The 21505-nt window shown below is 35.7% G+C and carries 11 protein-coding genes; all 11 read left to right on the top strand.

Annotation, left to right across the window (positions count from 1 at the left end; genetic code table 11):
- Positions 1-25 precede the first annotated feature (25 nt).
- The 11 genes from GM921_RS03840 (at position 26) to GM921_RS03890 (ending at position 21219) form a co-directional block, all read left to right on the top strand.
- A complete protein-coding gene (locus tag GM921_RS03840; RefSeq protein ID WP_182921289.1) occupies positions 26-3055 on the top strand; it encodes a SusC/RagA family TonB-linked outer membrane protein in 3030 nt (1009 codons plus the stop codon).
- Between the two features lie 11 nt (positions 3056-3066).
- The gene (locus GM921_RS03845; protein ID WP_202985623.1) at positions 3067-4815 is read left to right on the top strand and encodes a RagB/SusD family nutrient uptake outer membrane protein; all 1749 of its coding nucleotides are present in this window, start codon (positions 3067-3069) and stop codon (positions 4813-4815) included.
- Between the two features lie 84 nt (positions 4816-4899).
- Entirely contained in the window at positions 4900-7596 is a 2697-nt protein-coding gene (locus GM921_RS03850; RefSeq protein WP_182921290.1) for a glycoside hydrolase family 2 TIM barrel-domain containing protein, read from the top strand.
- Between the two features lie 10 nt (positions 7597-7606).
- Positions 7607-8728, top strand: a complete 1122-nt coding sequence (locus tag GM921_RS03855; RefSeq protein WP_235969770.1) for a glycoside hydrolase family 18 protein — start codon at positions 7607-7609, stop codon at positions 8726-8728.
- Between the two features lie 49 nt (positions 8729-8777).
- Positions 8778-11237, top strand: a complete 2460-nt coding sequence (locus GM921_RS03860) for a glycoside hydrolase family 2 TIM barrel-domain containing protein (RefSeq protein WP_182921291.1) — start codon at positions 8778-8780, stop codon at positions 11235-11237.
- A 3-nt stretch (positions 11238-11240) separates the two neighbouring features.
- Positions 11241-12401, top strand: coding sequence for an alginate lyase family protein (locus GM921_RS03865; RefSeq protein WP_182921292.1), 1161 nt, complete (start codon positions 11241-11243; stop codon positions 12399-12401).
- Positions 12402-12434: 33 nt separating this feature from the next.
- Positions 12435-13616, top strand: a complete 1182-nt coding sequence (locus GM921_RS03870) for a glycoside hydrolase family 88 protein (RefSeq protein WP_182921293.1) — start codon at positions 12435-12437, stop codon at positions 13614-13616.
- Positions 13613-15037 carry an agarase gene (locus GM921_RS03875; RefSeq protein ID WP_182921294.1) on the top strand — a complete coding sequence of 475 codons (1425 nt, stop codon included), beginning with the start codon at positions 13613-13615 and terminating at the stop codon, positions 15035-15037. The genes GM921_RS03870 and GM921_RS03875 overlap by 4 nt, the downstream gene beginning before the upstream one ends.
- Before the next feature lie 124 nt (positions 15038-15161).
- Complete coding sequence (locus tag GM921_RS03880) at positions 15162-17384, top strand: glycoside hydrolase family 3 N-terminal domain-containing protein (RefSeq protein ID WP_182921295.1); 2223 nt, start codon at positions 15162-15164, stop codon at positions 17382-17384.
- A 248-nt stretch (positions 17385-17632) separates the two neighbouring features.
- Positions 17633-18808 (top strand): mannonate dehydratase, encoded by a 1176-nt coding sequence (gene uxuA / locus GM921_RS03885; RefSeq protein WP_182921296.1) that lies wholly within the window; start codon positions 17633-17635, stop codon positions 18806-18808.
- Between the two features lie 356 nt (positions 18809-19164).
- Positions 19165-21219, top strand: coding sequence for a caspase family protein (locus tag GM921_RS03890; RefSeq protein WP_182921297.1), 2055 nt, complete (start codon positions 19165-19167; stop codon positions 21217-21219).
- The last annotated feature ends 286 nt before the right edge of the window (positions 21220-21505 follow it).

Below are 21505 nucleotides of genomic sequence, written 5' to 3' on the forward strand. Positions count from 1 at the left end.
TATAGTATGCCTTCTATTTTTATGGATGGCAGTACTAAACGTTTACGGGCAAAGGCCTGATGAACAACTAACTGTAAGTGGAAAGGTTACCGATCAGGATAAAAAACCATTACATGGAGTATCAATTTCTATTCAAGAAGATAAAAAAAATAGAACAGTTAATACCAACTCAAATGGAGAGTATACTATTGATGCATCCACAAGTGACGTATTAGTGTTTAAAATAATTGGTTATGGTACCATATTTAAACCTGCTAGTGAAATAAATAACGGTTCAGTTGTGCTTACAAAATCATTAATAGATGCTGGCGATGATGATGTAGTATATATCCCATTTGGGGTTAGAAAGAGAAGAGAAGTTACAGCTACGATAAGCACCATTTCGGCTCGTGATCTTCCTCAAATACCTTCATCTTCATTAACAAATGTATTTACAGGTAGGCTCCCAGGATTATCAATTTATCCAAGTGGCTCTCAACAACCTGGTTATGATGTTTCTAGTTTCTTAGTTCGTGGTCGTTCATCGTATAACAGTAACCAAGAGCCTTTAGTTTTGGTTGATGGAATTGAGCGTAGTTTCGCTGCAATGGATTTAGGTGAGATTGAAAGTGTAAGTGTGTTAAAAGATGCTGCAACTTTGGCTTGGTATGGTATGTACGCTGCAAATGGCGTAATTTATGTTAAAACCAGACGTGGAAGTGCAACATCAACCAAAGTAACTTTTGATGCTCAGGCTGGTTTGCAAGCGCCATTACAAATTGCACAACCTTTAGATTCTTATACCTACGCAACGTTATACAATGAAGCCGCAATTAATAGCGGAGGAACTGCAGTTTATAGTCCAGCAGCTTTACAGGCTTATCAGGATGGATCTGATCCATATAAATACCCAAACAATAATTTTGTGAAGCAATTTACAAAAAACGTAGCCCCAACTCAACGTTATGTAGCTACGGTAACTGGTGGAAATGCATTTTTAAAATATTATACCTTATTAAGTGCTTATCAACAAGGTGGTTTCTATAAAGGCGGTCATAATGAAACCTATGATGCTAACACCAATTTTAACAGGTATAACTTAAGGACAAATATTGATTTACACGTTAATAAAAACTTAGATGTTGCTTTAGATATCGGTGGGAGAATAACCAATTTAACTTTCCCAAATCAAGGAACAGCAGCATTTTTAAACGCTGTGTATTCAACTCCAGCAAATGCTTTTCCAGTTCTTAATCCTGATGGGTCTTATGGTGGAACGTCAATCTTTCCAGCAGCCAACCCAAAAGCAATGTTAGAGGCAAGAGGTGCAAGTACAGATTTAGTGCGTAACATGATTGCCACAATTAGCGCTAAACAAAAAATGGATGGCATTTTAAAAGGTTTATCTGCTGAAGTATTTTATGCGTATGATATAGCTGGTGCCTATCGTTCTGGATTTACGCAGACGTATGCAACTTTCGAATCTAATGGTGCTGGAGGATATCTTCCTGGATATGGAACAGCAAGTAAAGTAGATTACTTAGGAAATGCATTTTCGGGTAATATTAAGAAAAGTGAATTTTGGGCTGGTTTAGATTACGATAGAACTTTTGGAGATCATGATGTTAAATTTAGCTCAAGAGTTTCGAGACAGGTTTATTCTGTTTTCGGAAACCTTGATACTAGACGTGAGGGGATATCAAATCGTTTAACCTATGGCTTTAAACAACGCTATTTTGTTGATTTAACGGCAGGTTATTCTGGTTCGGAAAATTTTGCAGTTGGACAAAGATTTGGGTTTTTCCCTGCAGCATCTGTGGGCTGGATTATTTCTGATGAAAATTTCATGAAAAGTACAAGTTCATTTCTTGATCTCTTGAAAATTAGAGGTTCTTATGGTTTAGTAGGTAACGATGCAATTGGAAACGCAAGAAGATTTGCATTTAACGATTTCTTCTCTCGAAGCACAACTGGTTATACTTTTGGAACAGGCTATGCTGGCGTAGGTGGTACCGCTCAATTGGCATTAGGTAATCCGTATTTAACTTGGGAGAAAGCTTACAAAACAAGTGTAGGTTTTGATGCTAAACTATTTAAACAAGCCTTCTCAATCAGTGCTGATTACTTCTATGAAATTAGAAAAGACTTAGCAACTGGTTCTCAATTGCCAAGTACACTAGGTCAAACTTTGGTTTATGTAAACGAAGGTGAGGCTTCTTATAAAGGATTTGAAACTGGTATTAATTACAACAAAAAAATCGGAAGCGTTGATTTAAATGTTTTCGGAAACTATACTTATCAAGTAAGTAAAATCTTAAAAATTAACGAAGCTGCAAATTTACCAGCTTACCAAAAATCAGTTGGTCATCCAATTACAAGTGTCATCAGCCCTGCTGCAACAGCTAATTCTGGTGCTGGTTATATCAGTAGCATGTATAAATCGATGGGGATTTTCCAATCTCAAGCAGAAATAGATGCAGCTCCAAAACAATTATTATCTAAGGATGTAAAACCTGGTGATATCAGATATGTAGATCAGAATGGTGATGGAATCATCAATGGTTTAGATATCGTTAAAACAGATTACAACTTTGTACCTAATTCAGTTTTTGGCCTCGGTGCTTCGGTTGCTGTAAAGGGATTTGATTTAAACTTCTTGTTTCAAGGAACAGTAGGTAGTTCAGTAACTATTCAACAATTGGTAAATGCTGGAAACACCAACAATGGTTTCTTAAATCAATTTAGTGTAGATAGGTGGACTCCTACAAATACATCGGCTCCATATCCAAGATTATTAATTGCTGATCGTGGTAACAATACAGCGAACTCTGATTTCTGGATTCGTTCTAGCGATTATGTGAGATTGAAAAACGTAGAGCTAGGTTATTCACTATCTGATCGATTTGTTAAAAAACTAAAATTATCTCAATTGAGATTTTATGTAAGCGGATTAAACTTATTGACTTTTAGTAAATTAAATGATTTAAATATCGATCCAGAACTACCAGAATCTGGTTTTAACTCCTCATATCCGTACATGAAAATCTATTCATTCGGTGTTAATTTGAAATTTTAATTATGATGAAGATGAAAAAATATATATGCTATATATTCCTTGCGACGATGTTAATCTCACAAGGGTGTGAAAAAGATAGCTTTCTTCAAGATGGGTCTTTTAGTGGTGATAATAATGTTACTGAAGCTCAACTTTGGGCAAACCCAGATTATGCAAGAAACTTTTTAAATAACGTTTATGCTACACTTTCTGATCGATATAATTTAGATGGAGATGGAGGTATATTGGCATCAGGCTCTGATGAAGCCGTAAACTCTAATTCAAACGGCGGAATAAATATTTTAAATAACGGTACTTGGGGCCCAGTAAGAACATTTGATGATGTATATGCCAATATGTATGCTGGTATTCGTAAAGCCAATATGTTTATTGAGAAAGCACCAACAAGCCCATTTATTGTATTGGATGAGTTGTTGCCTGCAAACGTTGCAGCAAACCAAACTTACGAATTGCAATTAGCTCGTTTAGTTGGTCAAGCATACTTTTTAAGAGCATTTTTCGAATTTGAGCTATTGAAACGTTATGGCAGTTTTGTAATTGTAGATCGTACATTAACCGTTAATGATGAATTAGATAAACCTCGTAATACATTTGATGAATGTGTTGCTCAAATTTCTAAGGATTGTGAAGATGCGATTACTAGATTGCCATTATCTCCTTCAGAGTGGAGAACTACAGATCGTGGTAGAGCTACAGGTACAGCTGCAATGGCATTAAAAGCAAGGTTGTTGTTGTATGCGGCTAGTCCACAATACAATTCAACTAATGATATCACTAAATGGCAAGCAGCAGCTGATGCAGCAAAAAGAATAATGGATACTGGTAAACATGGTATCTACACTTCTTATCCAAACATTTGGTTATGGAATACTGCTGGAGCATTTAATAATGAGGTGATTTTTGCTACAGTTGCTAATGCTACAAATACTATAGAACAAAACAATGCACCAGTAAGTTACGATGCGGCAAATGGTCGTACAAACCCAACTCAAGAAATGGTTGATGCTTATGAAATGAAAACAACTGGTAAGCCAATCAGTGATGCAACATCTGGTTATAGTGCGACTGCACCTTATACCAATCGCGATCCGAGATTAGGGTTTTCAGTTTTGTTTAATACTGCATCTGTACAGCCAGTTGTGGCTGCCAATAAATTTAAAAGTAAGGATGTAGAAACTTTTGTTGGTGGTAAAGATGGTTTAGGTTTAAATGTAAATGCTACGAAGACAGGTTATTACATGCGCAAATATTTAAGTGAAAGTGCATCATGGGCTGGTACAACTACTACTATTCGTAGACCTTGGATTTTCTTTAGATATGCAGAAGTATTGTTAAACTATGCAGAAGCATTAAATGAAGCACAGGGTGTAGTTGCATTAACACCAATTCTTAAAGCATTAAATGACATTAGAGCTAGAGGTGGTGTTGCGATGCCTGCTTTGCAAACTACAAATCCGGCAGGTAATGGTTATGTAGCGCCAACTCAAATAGAACTTCGTAAACGTATTCATAACGAACGTAGAGTAGAGTTAGCTTTTGAAGAGCACCGTTTCTTTGATGTTCGTCGTTGGAAAGAAGGTGAAACTACGTTTAATGGTCCAGTAAGTGGAATGAGAATAGTGCCAGTTACAGCAACTACATTCACTTATACCAGGTTTACTGTTGAAAGCAGATCGTTTACTGCTAAAAATTATTTATATCCAATTTCTCAAAACGAATTGAATAGAGCAACTAAACTAGGCCAAAATACAGGTTACTAACCTAAACCAAATTCATTCAACTACCTGGTTGCTTTTGCAGTCAGGTAGTTATTAAAATACTTCTGCTATAATCCACCTATCCGTTTGAAAACATACCTTTCTTCTATTTTATTATTCGTTTTCTTAAATTCATTTGCTCAGCAAAAATCGAGCATTTTACCTGTAAGAACATCAATAAATCTAAATCAAAACTGGTCTTTTGCTAAAGATCCAACTAGACAATTTACTGCTCTTGATTTCCATAATTTAAAGTGGTCGAAAGTAACTATTCCACATACGTGGAATGCTTTCGATGTAATGGACGATGAGCCTGGTTATTACCGTGGAATAGGCTGGTATAAGAAAAAATTAGCGCTTAAACCGGAGTGGAAAAACAAGAAAATTTCCCTCTATTTTGAAGGAGCAAATCAAGAAACAACGGTTTATTTAAATGGTAAAAAAATAGGTTCCCACATTGGTGGATATACTGCTTTTACAATTCCTTTAACTGACTTAAAATTTAATGGAACTGATGAAATAGCTGTAAAAGTGGATAACAGTTTTAATGAAAATATAGCTCCATTAACTGCCGATTTCACCTTTTTTGGTGGAATGTACCGCAATGTATCCTTGGTGGTTTTAAATTCCATTCATTTTGAGGATAACCAATATGCTTCAAAAGGAGTGTATGTACACACCAATAATGTATCCAAAACAACTGCTGAAGTTATCGTAAATGGAAATTTAATCAATTCATCAGCCAATGCTGAATTAACAATCCGAACTACGTTAACAGACGCGACAGGAAAAAAGATAAATGAAGCGAAAACAGGAATTCGCTCAACTTTAAATAAACTCATTCCTTTTACACTTGCTGCTATAAAGGTTAATAATCCGATATTATGGTCGCCAGAAAATCCTTATTTATACCAAGCGACAACTCAATTAGTAGACAAAACTGGTAAAGTTTTAGATGAAATCAAACTACCTGTTGGTTTACGATTTTTTAGTTTCGAGGCAGAAAAGGGCTTTTTCTTAAACGGAATGCCTTATAAATTGATAGGAACAAGTCGCCATCAAGATTTTGCAGGAATGGGTAATGCTGTACCATCGGCTTTGCAAGTAAAAGATATTGAGTTATTGAAAGATATGGGCGGTAATTTTTTGCGTGTTGCACATTATCCTCAAGACCAAGCGGTGCTAGATGCCTGTGATCGGATGGGTATTTTAGCTTCTGTAGAAATTCCTATTGTGAATGAAATTACCGAAACTGAAGCCTTTTATCGCAATTGCAAAAACATGCAATTAGAAATGATTAAGCAGAATTACAATCACCCTAGCATCATTATATGGGCATATATGAATGAGGTTTTGCTTAGAATGAAGTTTACTAAAGACCCTTTAAGGAAAGAAAAATATGTAACCAATATAGCAACATTAGCACAAGAATTAGAAGATTTAACTCGGACAACAGATCCAACTAGATACACAATGATGTCTAACCATGGCGATGTAACAGGCTACACAAAAGCAGGTTTGGTAAAAATCCCAATGTTGGTAGGATGGAACTTATATCAAGGTTGGTACGGAGGTAAATCAGAAGATTTTGGACCAAACTTGGATAAAATCCATCAGCAAATGCCTGATAAACCAATTTTAGTAACAGAATTTGGTGCAGATGTAGATCCTAGAATACATGCCTTTTCTCCAGTTAAATTTGATAAAAGTCTAGAATATGGTATGCTTTATCATCAAATATACATTGCGGCTATTTTGAAAAGACCATTTGTAGCTGGTGCTGCGGTTTGGAATTTATCAGATTTTAATTCTGAAACTCGTGATGAAACTATGCCTCACATTAACAATAAAGGCTTATTAACGTTAGATAGACAACCTAAAAACACCTATTATTTGTACAAAGCCAATTTTCAAACCAAACCGTTTATTAAAATAAGCGATGGTTCATGGAAGCTGAGAGGTGGCATTGCAACATCAAATGAAAATACGGTAACTCAACTTTTGCAAGTAATTAGTAATACCGATACCGTTGAACTTTATGTAAATGGCAAAAGTCTAGGTAAAAAAGGTGTACATGAACGTGTAAGTAATTGGGATGTCGCGTTTAAAAATGGCAAAAATGAAATTAAAGCAGTGTCCTTTGTTAGCGGTGTAAAAATGGAAGATTTAAGTACTCTAAATTTTAATTTGCAACCTTTAGCACTTAATAATCCTGAAGTGCCTTTTAAGGAAATTAATATCACTTTGGGTAGTCAAAGACAGTTTATAGACGAGCATAAACAAGAAATATGGTTGCCAAGTCAGGCGTATAAAACAGGTTCTTGGGGCAATATTGGTGGCGAAGTATTCAAAATTAAAAATAGTAGCCGTCAAACTTATGGCACAGATAAAAATATAAGAGGAACTGCTAATGACCCAATCTATCAAACGCAATTAGTAGGCTTAGATAGTTATCAATTAGATGTGCCCAAAGGGAAATATGAGGTTACATTACATTTTGCAGAGTTAATGGGAAATGGTATTCAATCGGTTTTACCGTATAATTTAGATAGTTTAATTGCGGTAAGTAAAGAAGTGCCGCCACAACGTGTTTTTGATGTGTATTTGAACGACAAATTGGTGATTAAAAACATAAACTTGGCAGCAACCTATGGCATTGCTAATAGTGTGCAGAAAAAATTTGAATGCAGTGTTGCTGATGATAAAGGCATACAAATTTTGTTTAAAAGCATAAAAGGCAAAGCTGTTTTGAATGCTTTACAAGTAAAAAAGATAAATCAATAAACTAAAATTGATGAGAAATAGAATAAATCAAATTTTGATGCTGGTGATAGTATCCATTTTATTTGCCATGAAAACTGCAGATAAAAAACCTGTAGTAATTGGTTATGTAACTGGCTATAGTGGTTTGATTAACACAGATGATATTGCTGCAGAGAAACTCACACATATTAATTATGCGTTTGTAAATGTGAAAAACAATCAAGCTTATTTGGATAACGAAATAAGGGATACTGAAAATTTCAAAAGGTTAAATACTTTAAAACTTAAAAATCCAAATCTTCAACTTTTAATATCAATAGGAGGCTGGTCTTGGAGTGAGAATTTCTCCAATGCTGTTTTAACAGATTCATTACGAAAAGGCTTTGCAAAAAGCGCAGTTGATATCATTCGTAAACATAATTTAGATGGTGTGGATATAGATTGGGAATATCCAAGTATGCAAGGCGAGGAAGGAAATGTGTATCGTCCTGAAGACAAAGAGAATTTTACCTTAATGTTTGAATCGATAAGAAAAGAATTGGATGTATTAGAAAAAGAAACGGGTAAAAAGAAATTGCTAACTACTGCAACTGGCGGATTTTCATCTTTTTTAACGAATACTGAAATGGGAAAAGCGCAAAAATATTTGGATTACATCAACTTAATGACCTACGATTATTATTCGTGGAAACAAGCTGGTCACCATACAAATTTATATAGTTCTAAAACTTATTTGTCTGATAATTCGGCAGATAAAGCAATTATAGCCTATATTAAAGCAGGTGTTCCGTCATCAAAAATTGTAATGGGAATTGCTTTTTATGAGAGAAATTTGAAATTAAATTCTAATGCGCAAAAAGGATTAGGAGATACGATACTTTCATCTGCAAATAATTACGGCAAAGGCTATACTTTTTTAAAAGATAGCTTAATTAATAAAAAAGGATTTATCGAATACAAAGATAAAGATGCAAAAGCACCTTTTCTATTTAACGCACAAACAAAACAATACATTTCGTACGATAATGAGTGGTCTGTGGCTAATAAATGCAAGTATGTGCTTAAAAATAAGTTGGGTGGCGTTATGTTTTGGGAATATAGCTCAGATAAAAAAGGTTATTTACTTGACCAGATTACAAAGAGTTTCAAATAAATTTACTTCATTAGACAAGAAAGATTTTTACCACAAAAGGAATTAAATTATGTTGAAAAAAGTAAGTGCCATTTTATTGTTTTTTTTAAGTGCATGTCAATTAGTGCAAGCGCAAACCTCAAAACGTTTAATTAATAATTGGGAGTTTGTAAAACAAGATTTAGGTGGAGTTTGGGAAGCAGTGAGGCCTGTTAAAGTAGGTAATCCTGAAGAACTTCCATTTTGGCAAAAAGTGAATTTACCACATTGTTTTAATGCTACAGATGCGGTAGATCCTGATGTGAATTATTACCAAGGACCTGGTTGGTATCGTACAAATATTGAGGTTGAAAATCCGTATGAAAAAGGTAGAACCCTATTGCATTTTGAAGGCGCAGGGCAAAAAACTGCAGTTTACATTTACAATATCAAAGTTGCAGAACATGTTGGTGGTTACGATGAATGGACTGCTGACATTACGGATGCAGTGGCCAAATTTAAAAAAACAGAGGTTTTTAAAACCCAATTTAAAGGTAAAATCCCTGTGGTTATTCGTTGCGATAATTCTAGAGATTTAGAAATGATTCCTTCGAATTTATCAGATTTTAACGTGTATGGGGGGATTTATAGGTATCTAAATTTAGTCTATACTCCTCAACTTTCGGTTGATAAACTATTTGCAAAAGCATCAATAAGTGATGTTGGTGGATATGGAAAATTAGCTGTAACTGCTCGATTAACTAATCCTGATCAAGTAAAAAGTGCGCAGATAAAAATTTACGTTACCGACCCTAACGGGATAGGAATTGCAGATTTTACGAGAGATATTACCATGTTTAAAGGTGATTCGTTACTGTGGGACTGGAGTTTAAGAGCGCCAAAATTATGGTCGCCAGAAGTGCCTCAACAATATACGGTTAGATTTGAAATCATTTCCAATGGTCAAAAATCTACTATTACACAAAAAGTAGGTTTCAGAAAATTTGAATTTGTTAAAAAGGGGCCTTTTATGCTGAATGGTAAACGCTTGTTATTGCGTGGAACGCATAGACACGAAGATCATGCAGGTGTGGGTGCTGCCATGACAGAGGAAATGATTACCACAGAAATAAAGTTGATGAAAGAAATGGGGGTGAATTTCATACGCTTAGGTCATTATCAGCAATCTAGAATTGTGCTTAATCTGTGTGATAGTTTAGGGATTTTAGTGTGGGAAGAGATTCCATGGTGTAGAGGCGGTTTAGGTGGACCAACCTATCAGGCGCAAGCCAAAAGAATGCTAACCAATATGATCGAACAGCATTACAATCACCCATCAATTATTATTTGGGGTTTGGGAAATGAAAACGATTGGCCAGGAGATTTTACAGAATTTGATCAAGAAAAGATTAGAACTTTTATGAAAGAACTAAATCAACTTTCACATCAATTAGATCCGTCAAGAAGCATAGCTATAAGAAGATGTGATTTCTGTAGAGATATTGTAGATGTATATTCTCCGTCTATTTGGGCAGGTTGGTACCGTGGATATTATACCGAATATAAAGATGTTTCTTTAGAAGAATTCAATAAATCTGATCGGTTTTTACACGTAGAATGGGGCGGAGATAGTCATGCTCGTAGACATTCTGAAAACCCAGATAATGCATTAAGTAAAGTTAAAAAAGGTGGCGGTGCCGATGAAAGAGCTGGAGATGCTTCGTTATATGGTGGCGCTGCTAGAGTGAGTAAAGATGGCGATTGGAGTGAAAGTTACATTGCAAACTTAATCGATTGGCATTTAAAAGAACAAGAAACCATGCCTTGGTTAAGTGGTACTGCGTATTGGCCGTTTAAAGATTTTTCTACACCAATTAGACCAGAAAATCCAGTTCCTTATGTAAATCAAAAAGGTGTTATTGAAAGAGATTTCACTAAAAAAGAGTCATTCTATATTTTTCAATCGTATTGGACAACTACGCCAATGGTTCATTTGTACGGACATACATGGCCAATTCGTTGGGGAGAACCAGGGGAAGAGAAAATGGTTAAAGTATATTCTAATTGCGATGAAGCCGAATTATTTGTCAATGGAAAAAGTTTTGGCATAAGGAAAAGAGATAGTCAGAATTTCCCTGCGGCAGGTTTACGTTGGCAAGTTCCTATGAATAAAGGCACGTATACATTTAAAGTAGTTGCTAAAAAAGGGAAAGTTGTAGTTACTGATGAAATTACGCAAGAATATCAAATTGAGAAGTGGGATAAACCTGCTAAAATGACCTTGCAAAAAATTGATGAAAAGGATGGGATTGCAACGATAGAAGTGAAAGTATTTGATGCTAAAAATGTATTGTGTTTAGATGCGATCAACTTAGTTTCATTTGGTTTAGTAGGCGATGGAGAATTAATTAGAGATCAAGGAACATCAACAGGTTCGGCAAAAGTGCAATTGTATAATGGTCGAGCACTAATTAAAATGAAAACGAATAATGCCAAAAGTGTAATTTCAGTTCAATCTAAAGGATTACCGACGGTGTTTTTAAATCAATAAAAAATGAAAAAAATAAGTTTAAGCTTTGCATTCTGTTTATTTGTGTTTTCGTGTTTTGCGCAAGTAAACATCAAACAACAAACTACGGCTGTTTTAAAACAACAAATTTTAGCAGAGGCTGATTGGGCAATGAAACAAAGCCCAGTTACCATTACAGCAGAAAGTTCGTCGAGGAGTGCAGGTGGAAAACATGATTTCTTTTCAGAAGCAGATTACTTTTGGCCAAATCCAGCCAATCCAGATGGACCGTACATTAACCGAGACGGAGAAACCAATCCAAATAACTTTGTAGCGCACCGCAAAGCGATGATTAGGTTTAGTACTATAATTGGTGCACTAGCATCGGCTTATCAGCTTACACACGATGAAAAGTATGTAAAACAAGCTGTTGTACATCTAAAGGCTTGGTTTGTAAATCCAGAAACCTTGATGAATCCTAATTTATCATTTGCGCAAGCCGTTAAAGGTTCATCAACTGGCAGAAGCTGGGGTATTATCGATACCATCCATTTTATGGAAGTAGCGCAAGGTATTTTGGTAATGGAAAAAACAAAATCATTCGATAAACAAAGTTTAACAACTATTAAAAAATGGTTTGCCGATTATATTTTGTGGTTAAATACCAGTAAAAATGGAGTAGCAGAAAAGACGTCTAAAAATAATCACAGCGCATGTTGGGTAATGCAAGTCGCATCATTTGCTAAATTATGTAATGATCAATCGATGTTAGATTCATTGCGTTTAAGGTATAAAACTGTTTTGTTGCCTAATCAAATGGCAACAGATGGCAGTTTTCCTTTAGAATTAGCACGCACCAAAGCCTACGGATATTCTATTTTTAATTTGGATGCTTTTACCATGATTTGCCAAATTCTATCAACTCCAAAAGATGACTTATGGAAATTTGAAACCACAGATGGGAAATCAATCCAAAAAGGAATAAACTATTTATATCCGTTTGTTGCTGATAAAAGTAAATGGACGTTAAAACCTGATGTAATGTTTTGGGATAACTGGCCAGTTGCACAACCATTTTTAGTGTTTGGTGCTCATGCATATCAAAATCAAAATTGGTTTAATATGTGGAAGAAGTTGGATTTAAAACCAACAAACGAAGAAGTGATTCGAAATTTGCCAATCAGACATCCATTAATTTGGATGTAAAATCAAATAAGATTGAAAACAAAAACACAGAGTATGAAATTGAAAATTAATTTAATTGTAGGGTTAGTCTTAGGTTTTGGTGCTTGTAAAGCTCAAAAAGTTGACATAGGAAAATCATTTGTAGCTGCTGCAAAACAAACAGATGTATTAGTGAAAAATGTGGATTCTGCTAGATTAGTTAAACCTACATTGGTTTCTCCAAGAACGGTAGAAAACGGACAATTTAAAATGGTTAACTCAAAAGATTGGACCAGCGGCTTTTTTCCAGCAGAATTGTGGTATTTCTATGAATATACAAAAGATAAAAAATGGCTCGATTTAGCTAAAAAATATACTCAAGATATTAAAAAAGAGCAATTTAATAAAGGTACACATGATTTAGGTTTCATGATTTATTGCCCATTTGGTAATGGCTATAAACTAACAAAAGATACCGCTTATAAAGCTGTAATTATACAAGCGGCTAAATCGTTATCTACCAGATTTAACCCTACAGTTGGGGTAATTAAATCGTGGGATCACAATGGCGATAAATGGAAATACCCTGTGATTATTGATAACATGATGAATTTAGAATTGCTTTTTGAAGCGACAAAGTTTACAGGGGATTCATCATTTTATAAAATTGCGGTTTCTCATGCCAATACTACTATGAAAAATCATTTCAGACCAGATTTTAGCTCTTGGCATGTAGTTGATTATGATACTTTATCTGGCAATGTTCGCAATAAGTTAACAGCGCAAGGTTATTCAAACGAATCTGCATGGGCTAGAGGTCAGGCTTGGGCATTGTATGGTTACACATTATGTTATCGTTATACCAATAATCCAACCTATTTAGCACAGGCAAACGGTATCGCTAATTTTATTTTAAGTAGTAAAATTACACCAGCAGATGGTATTCCTTATTGGGATTATAACGACCCACAAATTCCAAATGTTTCAAGAGATGCCTCAGCTGCTGCAATAACTGCCTCTGCGTTATACGAATTAGCAACTTACAGTAAAGAAAGTAAAAAATATAAGGCAGCTGCCGATAAAATCTTGTCGTCCTTAAGCTCAAAATATACGAGCAAACCTGGTGCAAATTATGGTTTTATACTAGAACACAGTACAGGTCATCGCCCTGCTAAATCTGAAATTGATGTGCCTATAAATTATGCTGACTACTATTATTTAGAGGCTTTGTTAAGAACTAAAGGGTATAAACAATGAGAAAAATTATAGGTATTTCTTTAGGGATTATTACTGCATGTACCTATTCAGTAGCAGCTCAAGATAGTTTAGATTTCAATCAGAAAGTTGACGTAAGAAAGGTATTAAATAACTCAAGTGATAAAGCTTCATTTACTGAGTATAAATCGTTTAATACGAGAACATTGTCTAGTTTATCTAAATTTAAATCTAATCCAATTAGAACAGATAAGTATGGCGGTAGAATGGATAAAAAAGAACAGGCTACCGGCTTTTATTATACTAAAAAGATAGCAGGTCGTTGGTGGGCAATTGATCCGCAAGGACATTTGTTTATTCATAACGCATTGAATGCAGTAAGCATGGGCTCGTCTGACCGAAATAAAGCAGCTTTCAACAAGTTATATGGCAACGAAAATCAATGGATCATAAAAACACAGGATTTTTTAATTAATAACGGATTTAATGGTACGGGGGCATGGTCTAATACAAAAGCAATTCAAACTTCACCATTACAACAAACCAAACCTTTGGCTTACACCATTAATCTAGATTTCATGAGCGCCTATGGCGATAAAAGAGGTGGTACGTATGTTATTCCTGGGCATAAGGGTTATCCCAATAATGTGATTTTTGTATTTGATCCTGCATTTGAAACCTTTTGCCATGAAGCTGCGAAGAAATTGGTTGCTAATCAAAATGACGCCAACCTTTTTGGTTATTTCTCTGATAATGAAATGCCTTTGGGAATCAAAAATTTAGACGGTTATCTTACGTTAAAAGATCAACAAGACCCGGGTTATTTAGTAGCTAAAAAGTTTATTGATGAAAGAGGAGTTACAGCAGATAAAATTGCCGATGTAGATCGTCGTGAGTTTTTATCCATAGTGGCCGATAAATACTTCTCCATCGTATCAAAGGCCATTAAAAAATACGATCCAAACCACATGTATTTAGGCTGTAGATTTCATGGGCAACAAGGTTTTATAGCAGAGCTATGGAAATCGGCTGGGAAATACTTAGATGCTATTTCGATGAACTATTATAACGCTTGGACACCAGATCAGACTTTGATGGCTAAGTGGGCAGATTGGTCGGGTAAACCCTTTATCATTACCGAATGGTATGTAAAGGGAGATGATTCAGAATTAGGTAATACAGCAGGAGCAGGGTGGGTTGTTAAAACGCAATCAGATAGGGGGTTATTCTATCAGAACTTTACCTTAAGTTTACTTGAATCTAAAAATTGTGTGGGATGGCATTGGTTTAAATACATGGATAATGACCCTTTACAAAAAGGAGCAGAGCCGTCCAACACCAATGCCAACAAAGGTGTAATTGATAATAATTACCAAGTCTATCAACCTTTGATGGAAAAGATGAAAGCATTAAACTTTCAGATGTACCAATTGGCAGATTTCTTTGATCAAAAAAAGAAATAACTAAATCTATCCAATGGGTAAAATAATTAGTAGTTGTAGTGTTTTTGATGGGGTTGTAAAAACTAGTTTCATCAACTATACAGCTATTTTAGCACAGCATAAAAGAATATAATTTAACTAGAAGATGAATAAAATTTCAAGCCTAATCCTATTGCTCTTTATCGGATTTACACCTAAACTAAATGCTCAAAAAAAATCTATCGACCAACGTGTAGATTCAGTACTAAAATTGATGACTTTAAAAGAAAAAGTAGGTCAGTTGAACCAATATTCTGGTAAAGAAGTAACAGGTCCAACTAGCGATAGGAAAAATTACCTACTAAACGATATCAAATCAGGTATGGTAGGCTCCATGTTAAACGTTAAGGGCGTAAAAGATACACGAGAAATACAAGCTATTGCCTTGCAATCCCGTTTAAAAATTCCTTTGCTATTTAGTTTAGATGTTATTCATGGCTACAAAACAGTATTTCCAATTCCTTTAGCTGAATCTGCATCTTGGGATATGGCCGCAATACGAGAAACTGCACATGTTGCTGCAGAAGAAGCTGCGGCGTCTGGTATCCACTGGACATTTGCACCTATGGTTGATATTGCTCGTGATCCACGTTGGGGTAGAGTAATGGAAGGTGCTGGTGAAGATACCTACTTAGGTTCTGCAATTGCTAGAGCCCGCGTTTTAGGCTTTCAGGGCGATAAATTAGGTGGAGTTGATGCGATTATGGCCTGTGCAAAACATTTTGCAGCCTATGGCGCCGCAATCGCTGGAAGAGACTACAATCCGGTAGATATGAGTGAGCAGCAATTAAATGAAATCTATTTACCTCCTTTTAAGGCAGCTGCCGATGCTAAAGTGGCTACGTTTATGAATTCTTTTAATACGTTAAATGGTATTCCAGCAACTGGGAATTCTTATTTGCAACGCGATATTTTAAAAGGACAATGGGGCTACAAAGGTTTCGTGGTAAGTGATTGGGGTTCGATTAGAGAAATGGTGCCTTGGGGCTTTGCGAAAAACTCAAATGAAGCAGCAGAAAAAGCAATTCTGGCAGGTAGCGATATGGATATGGAGAGCGAAGCCTACAAAAAAGAGCTAGAAAAATTAGTTGAAAGTGGTAAAGTAGATATAAAGTTTGTTGATGATGCGGTAAGACGAATATTATATAAAAAATTCGAACTAGGTTTATTTGATAATCCGTACAAATTCTCTGATGAAAAAAGAGAAGCTAAAGTAATGAATGATCCTAAACATAAAGAAATTGCAAGATCAGCTGCTCAAAAATCAATTGTATTGTTAAAAAATGAAGGTAATATCCTGCCTTTGCAAAAGAACGTTAAAAACATTGCGCTAATTGGACCAATGGTTAACGCAAAGCGTGACCAAGCCGGTAGTTGGGTGGTGTATGCAGATACTGCAAATATTACCAGTGTTTACGAAGGATTGCAAACCAAATTTGGCAACTCGACTAAATTCACCTATACGCAAGGAACAGCTGCAACAGATACAAGTACAGCTGGTTTTAGTACTGCTATAGCTAATGCTAAAAATGCAGATGCTGTAATTATGGTTTTAGGTGAAACTTGGGATATGAGTGGCGAATCGAAATCGCGAACAGACATCAGCTTGCCTGGCCGTCAAGAAGAATTATTTAACGCAATTAAAGCAACTGGAAAGCCTGTAATTGTAGTAATTATGGCTGGTAGACCTTTAATTTTTAATAGCATTGCAGATAAAGCAGATGCCGTTATATATGCTTGGTTTTTAGGAGATGAAGGCGGTAATGCTATCGCAGATGTATTAAGTGGAGATTACAACCCTTCTGGTAAATTACCAATCAGTTTTCCTAGAAATGTTGGGCAAATTCCAATTTACTATAATCATTACAATACTGGTCGTCCGGTTACAAAACCTAAAGATATTACCTATAAATCTGCCTATATCGATTCGCCAAACGACCCTAAATATGCATTTGGTTATGGTTTAAGCTATACTAACTTTACGTATAGTGATTTAAAACTAGATAAAACAGCTATTCAAAAAGGACAAACAGTTAAAGTAAGTTTCACATTAACCAATAGCGGTAAAGTTGCTGGTGAAGAAGTAGCTCAATTGTACATGCAAGATAAATTTGCATCGGTAGTGCGACCAGTTAAAGAGTTAAAAGACTTTGCAAAGGTGAAGCTGAATCCAGGAGAAAGTAAAACGATCACATTCGAATTAACTCCTGAAAAATTATCATTCTTTAAAGAAAAAGCAGGTTGGATTACTGAGCCCGGAGATTTTAAAGTGATGGTTGGTGGTTCTTCAGATGGAATTAAACTAGAAACAACTTTCGAATTGAAATAAGTTAGTTCATTAGTTCATTTGTTGAAATCGTTCATTGGTAAAACTGGTTAGCAAGTAAACAAATGAACTAATGAGCCAATGATCAAATGAACTTTTTACGCTAACGTTTCCGTAAATTTTTATGCTCATTATGATATTACTAATTTTATTTTTGAGTTATCTTGGTAGAAATTATTATTTAATGCTGTACTAGATATTTGCTATTCAATCTAAATACTTGGTACTAACTACTAATTACTAAATATAAAATGAGTACAAAAAACCATAAACTACTACAAACATGGCGTTGGTACGGTCCATCAGATCCAGTAAGCCTACAAGACGTTAAACAAGCAGGTGCAGCAGGAATTGTGACCGCTTTACATCATATTCCGCATGGAGAAGTATGGCCTTTAGCAGATATTAAAGAACGAAAAGCAATCATAGAGGCAGCTGGTTTAACATGGTCGGTAGTAGAAAGTGTACCTGTTCACGAAGCCATTAAAACCCGCAGACCAGATGCTGGTAAATACCTAGAAAATTACAATACATCGCTAAAGAACCTTGCCGAATGCGGTATAAAAACGGTTTGCTATAATTTTATGCCCGTATTAGATTGGACTCGTACACAGTTAGATTTAACAATGACAGATGGTTCAAAAGCTTTATACTTTAACTGGACAGATTTAGCCATTTTCGATTTATATATTTTCAAAAGGGAAGGTGCTGTTGCAGATTACGAAGAGAATATCTTAGCAAAAGCGAAAGCTAAATATGCAAAAATGAGTGCAGCAGAGCTGGATGAATTGCGCATAAACGTGTTAATGGGCATTCCGAATGAAAAGGAGATAGAAATTGAAGCCTTACGTACTGCAATCGATGAATATACTGCAATTGGTACTGCAGGCTTAAAAGAGAACCTAACTTGGTTCTTATCAGGAATAGCCGAAACGTGTACACAAAATGGAATCAAGATGACCATCCACCCAGATGACCCACCTTATCCAATTTTAGGTTTACCTCGCATTGCAAGTACGAAAGAAGATTTAACCTACATTTTAAAAAGCGTAGACCAACCTTTTAACGGTATTTGTTATTGTACAGGCTCATTAGGAGCAGGTATGGATAATAATTTAGTAGATATTTTTGAAGCAGTAAAAGAACGAGTTTACTTCTTGCACTTGCGCAATGTAACCAAAGATGAAGAAGGTAATTTCTACGAAGCAGACCATTTAGGCGGCGATGTAAACATGTACGAAGTGATGAAAGTAGTTACTGCCGAAAACAGTAAAAGAACAGAACCAATCCCTTTCAGACCAGATCATGGTCACCAAATGTTAGATGATTTAAACAAAATAACAAACCCAGGGTACTCAGCAATTGGTCGTTTACGTGGCTTAGCTGAACTTCGTGGCTTAGAAATCGGTGTAACAGGAAATTATTAAGTAAGTCAGAAAGTCAGGAAGACCGAAAAGACCGAAAGATAAAACAACAAAGCCTGTGAGTGGATAAACTTGCAGGCTTTGTTGTTTCAACTCAGGTTTATTACATGCTAATCATCCTAACTATTTCCCATTAAATTGGTCCGAAAGTTAGGAAGACCGAAAAGTCTGAAAGATAAAAACGAAAAGTCCGAAAGCAATTAAACTTTCGGACTTTTTGATTCTATCGCCCAAAACCAATGAACCAATGAGCTAATGAACTATTGAACCAATAAACCACCGACTAAATATACCCACTAATAGGTATTTTTTCCTGTGTAGATTAAACCTAATTTTAACTACATAAATTAAATCCCGACATGAAAACTAGATTAATGCTCAGTTTACTTGCCTTATTTTTTACGGTAAGCGTTGCTCAGGCACAAAAGAAACATGCTTTAATATTTGCCATAGGCGATTATCCTGAAGATGGTGGTTGGGGTAAAATTTCTAGCGCACAAGATGTCGGTTATATCAAAAACACCTTATTAAAACAAGGCTTTCCAGATGCAAATATCAAAACCGTTGCCGAAGCAAGCGCAACAAAAGAAGGGATAGAAACCGCTCTTAAAAATCTAATTGCAAGTGTAGATGCAAACTCGAACGATGTAGTCGTTATTCATTTTTCATCACATGGCGAACAAATAGCAGATAATAACGGAGATGAAGCTGATGGTTATGATGAAGCAATTGTGTCTTATAACGCAGCCCTTTATACAAAAGAAACAGAAAAAGAAGCATTAGCAAGAGGCAACAAGGGTTTAAATAGAGCAGAATTTGATAAACTACAAGCTAATTATTTTAGAGATGATGAGTTTGGTACTTATATTCAACAACTAAGAGCAAAATTAGGTAAAGGCGGAGATGTCGTCGTTTTCATGGATAATTGCCATTCAGGTTCAGGTACACGAGGTTCGGCAAAAGTAAGAGGAGGTAAAGGAGCCTTGACGTACGAAGGTTACAAGCCAGATGTTAAAAAAACAACAGGCGATGAAGTTTTCAAAGATGCATCAACAGCGAGAGGCAATGAAAACGAACTTGCATCTTATGTAGTTATTTCGGCAGCACAAGCATCAGAATTAAATTACGAAACCACAGGCGATGATAATGTAGGCATGGGTTCGCTGACCTACGCAGTAAGTAAGGTTTTCGAAAACTTAAAACCAGGCACAACGTATCGAACTTTGTTCGCTAAAATTCAGGCAATAATGAATGAAAAAGTTCCTGGTCAACATCCCGTACTAGAAGGAAACGGATTAGAAAGAGAACTTTTTGGAGGTAAATTTGTAAAACAAGAACCATTCATTTATGTCGATAAAATTAACAATCCGTTAGAAATAGAAGTAAAAGCAGGAAGCTTTGCAGGTTTAAGTGCCGGTGCCAAAGTAAACGTATATCCGGCAGGTACAACAGATCCAAGTAAAGTTATCGCGTTAGCAAAAGGAGTGGTTACCAAAGCCACTAATTATAAAGCCACCATTAAATTAGATAAACCTACAAAAGCCACTCAAGCCGCATTACTGTATGTTTTTATTGCCGAACCTTTGTTTAATACCAAACCAATAGTAGTAGGTTTTGCGCCGGTAGCAAGAGGAAATGTTGCCTATACATCAACAGAAACAGCTCAAATTACAGCAGCGCTTAAAAAAATACCATTGGTTAGTTTAGTAGGTACACCAGATTTATTAATTGGTAAGGGCGATGGAAAAGACACCATTAGCGTCGCATCAAACGGGTATCGTTTTACAGATATTACTAGCGCAACAGATACAATAGCTTTAAAAAGTGCCATTAACAGGTTTGCACAATATCAGTTATTACAAAAGTTAGTGTTCAGAGATTCTAACATTATGGCGCAAGTTAAATTGATACCCATAGTAAATGGCAAACCAGATGAAACTGTAATGAATGCGAAGTTTGATGACCGAACGTATAATTTTGTAGATGGAGATAAAGTGATGTTATGGATTAAAAACACAGGCAAAAAAGCTGTGTATGTGAATATTTTAGATTTACAACCCAATGGCATCATCAATACATTTTTACCAAATGTAGCTCAAGAAATTTATCCAGCAGATTTAAAAATAGAACCTGGTCAAACCAGAACATTCGATAAATACGAGATAGAATTAGGAGAACCATTCGGTACCGAAGTCTTAAAAGTATTTGTAACTACCAAAGAAATTAACCTAGAAGGATTAGCAACACCAAAAACAGCTAGAGGTGACTCAGGCAAAAAAGGAGTATTAAGTATATTAGAAGGATTGGTAGATCAATCGAGTTCAGTAACCACCAGAGGCCCCAAAGTTGTTTCTGTAAAAGAAGCCGAAGGCAGTGTTTATAATATCTTATACATCTTAAAACCGAAACAATAAACCAAACAAATAGTAATCAGCTAGGGCTACGTCATTTACGGCGTAGCTTTTGTTTTTACCGCCTCACCCCCAGGAGAGTATTGGATGGAAATTAATAGTGTATAATTTACTGGCGGATGCTAGTTCTTTTAGCAGATACTAGGTTTCTTTTGGCAGGGATGCCAGCACCAGCAAGAGTTTTACATCCATGTTCGTCTTTGCGAGACTTGTTTTTCACAAGTCGTGGCAATCTCCTATTTGGTTTTATTAGTTTGGTGTTTTTATTACTAGGAGAGGAATTGTGTGA

It is taken from the genome of Pedobacter planticolens (genome assembly GCF_014172375.1).
GTDB classification, from domain to species: Bacteria; Bacteroidota; Bacteroidia; order Sphingobacteriales; family Sphingobacteriaceae; genus Pedobacter; species Pedobacter planticolens.

Bases quoted from the DNA above. Each gene is read 5' to 3' on its own strand.
- GM921_RS03855 (WP_235969770.1), top strand. From the start codon at position 7,607: ATGAGAAATAGAATAAATCAAATTTTGATGCTGGTGATAGTATCCATT.
- GM921_RS03845 (WP_202985623.1), top strand. From the start codon at position 3,067: ATGAAAAAATATATATGCTATATATTCCTTGCGACGATGTTAATCTCA.
- GM921_RS03880 (WP_182921295.1), top strand. From the start codon at position 15,162: ATGAATAAAATTTCAAGCCTAATCCTATTGCTCTTTATCGGATTTACA.
- GM921_RS03840 (WP_182921289.1), top strand. From the start codon at position 26: ATGGCAGTACTAAACGTTTACGGGCAAAGGCCTGATGAACAACTAACT.
- uxuA (WP_182921296.1), top strand. From the start codon at position 17,633: ATGAGTACAAAAAACCATAAACTACTACAAACATGGCGTTGGTACGGT.
- GM921_RS03870 (WP_182921293.1), top strand. From the start codon at position 12,435: ATGAAATTGAAAATTAATTTAATTGTAGGGTTAGTCTTAGGTTTTGGT.
- GM921_RS03865 (WP_182921292.1), top strand. From the start codon at position 11,241: ATGAAAAAAATAAGTTTAAGCTTTGCATTCTGTTTATTTGTGTTTTCG.
- GM921_RS03860 (WP_182921291.1), top strand. From the start codon at position 8,778: ATGTTGAAAAAAGTAAGTGCCATTTTATTGTTTTTTTTAAGTGCATGT.
- GM921_RS03890 (WP_182921297.1), top strand. From the start codon at position 19,165: ATGAAAACTAGATTAATGCTCAGTTTACTTGCCTTATTTTTTACGGTA.
- GM921_RS03875 (WP_182921294.1), top strand. From the start codon at position 13,613: ATGAGAAAAATTATAGGTATTTCTTTAGGGATTATTACTGCATGTACC.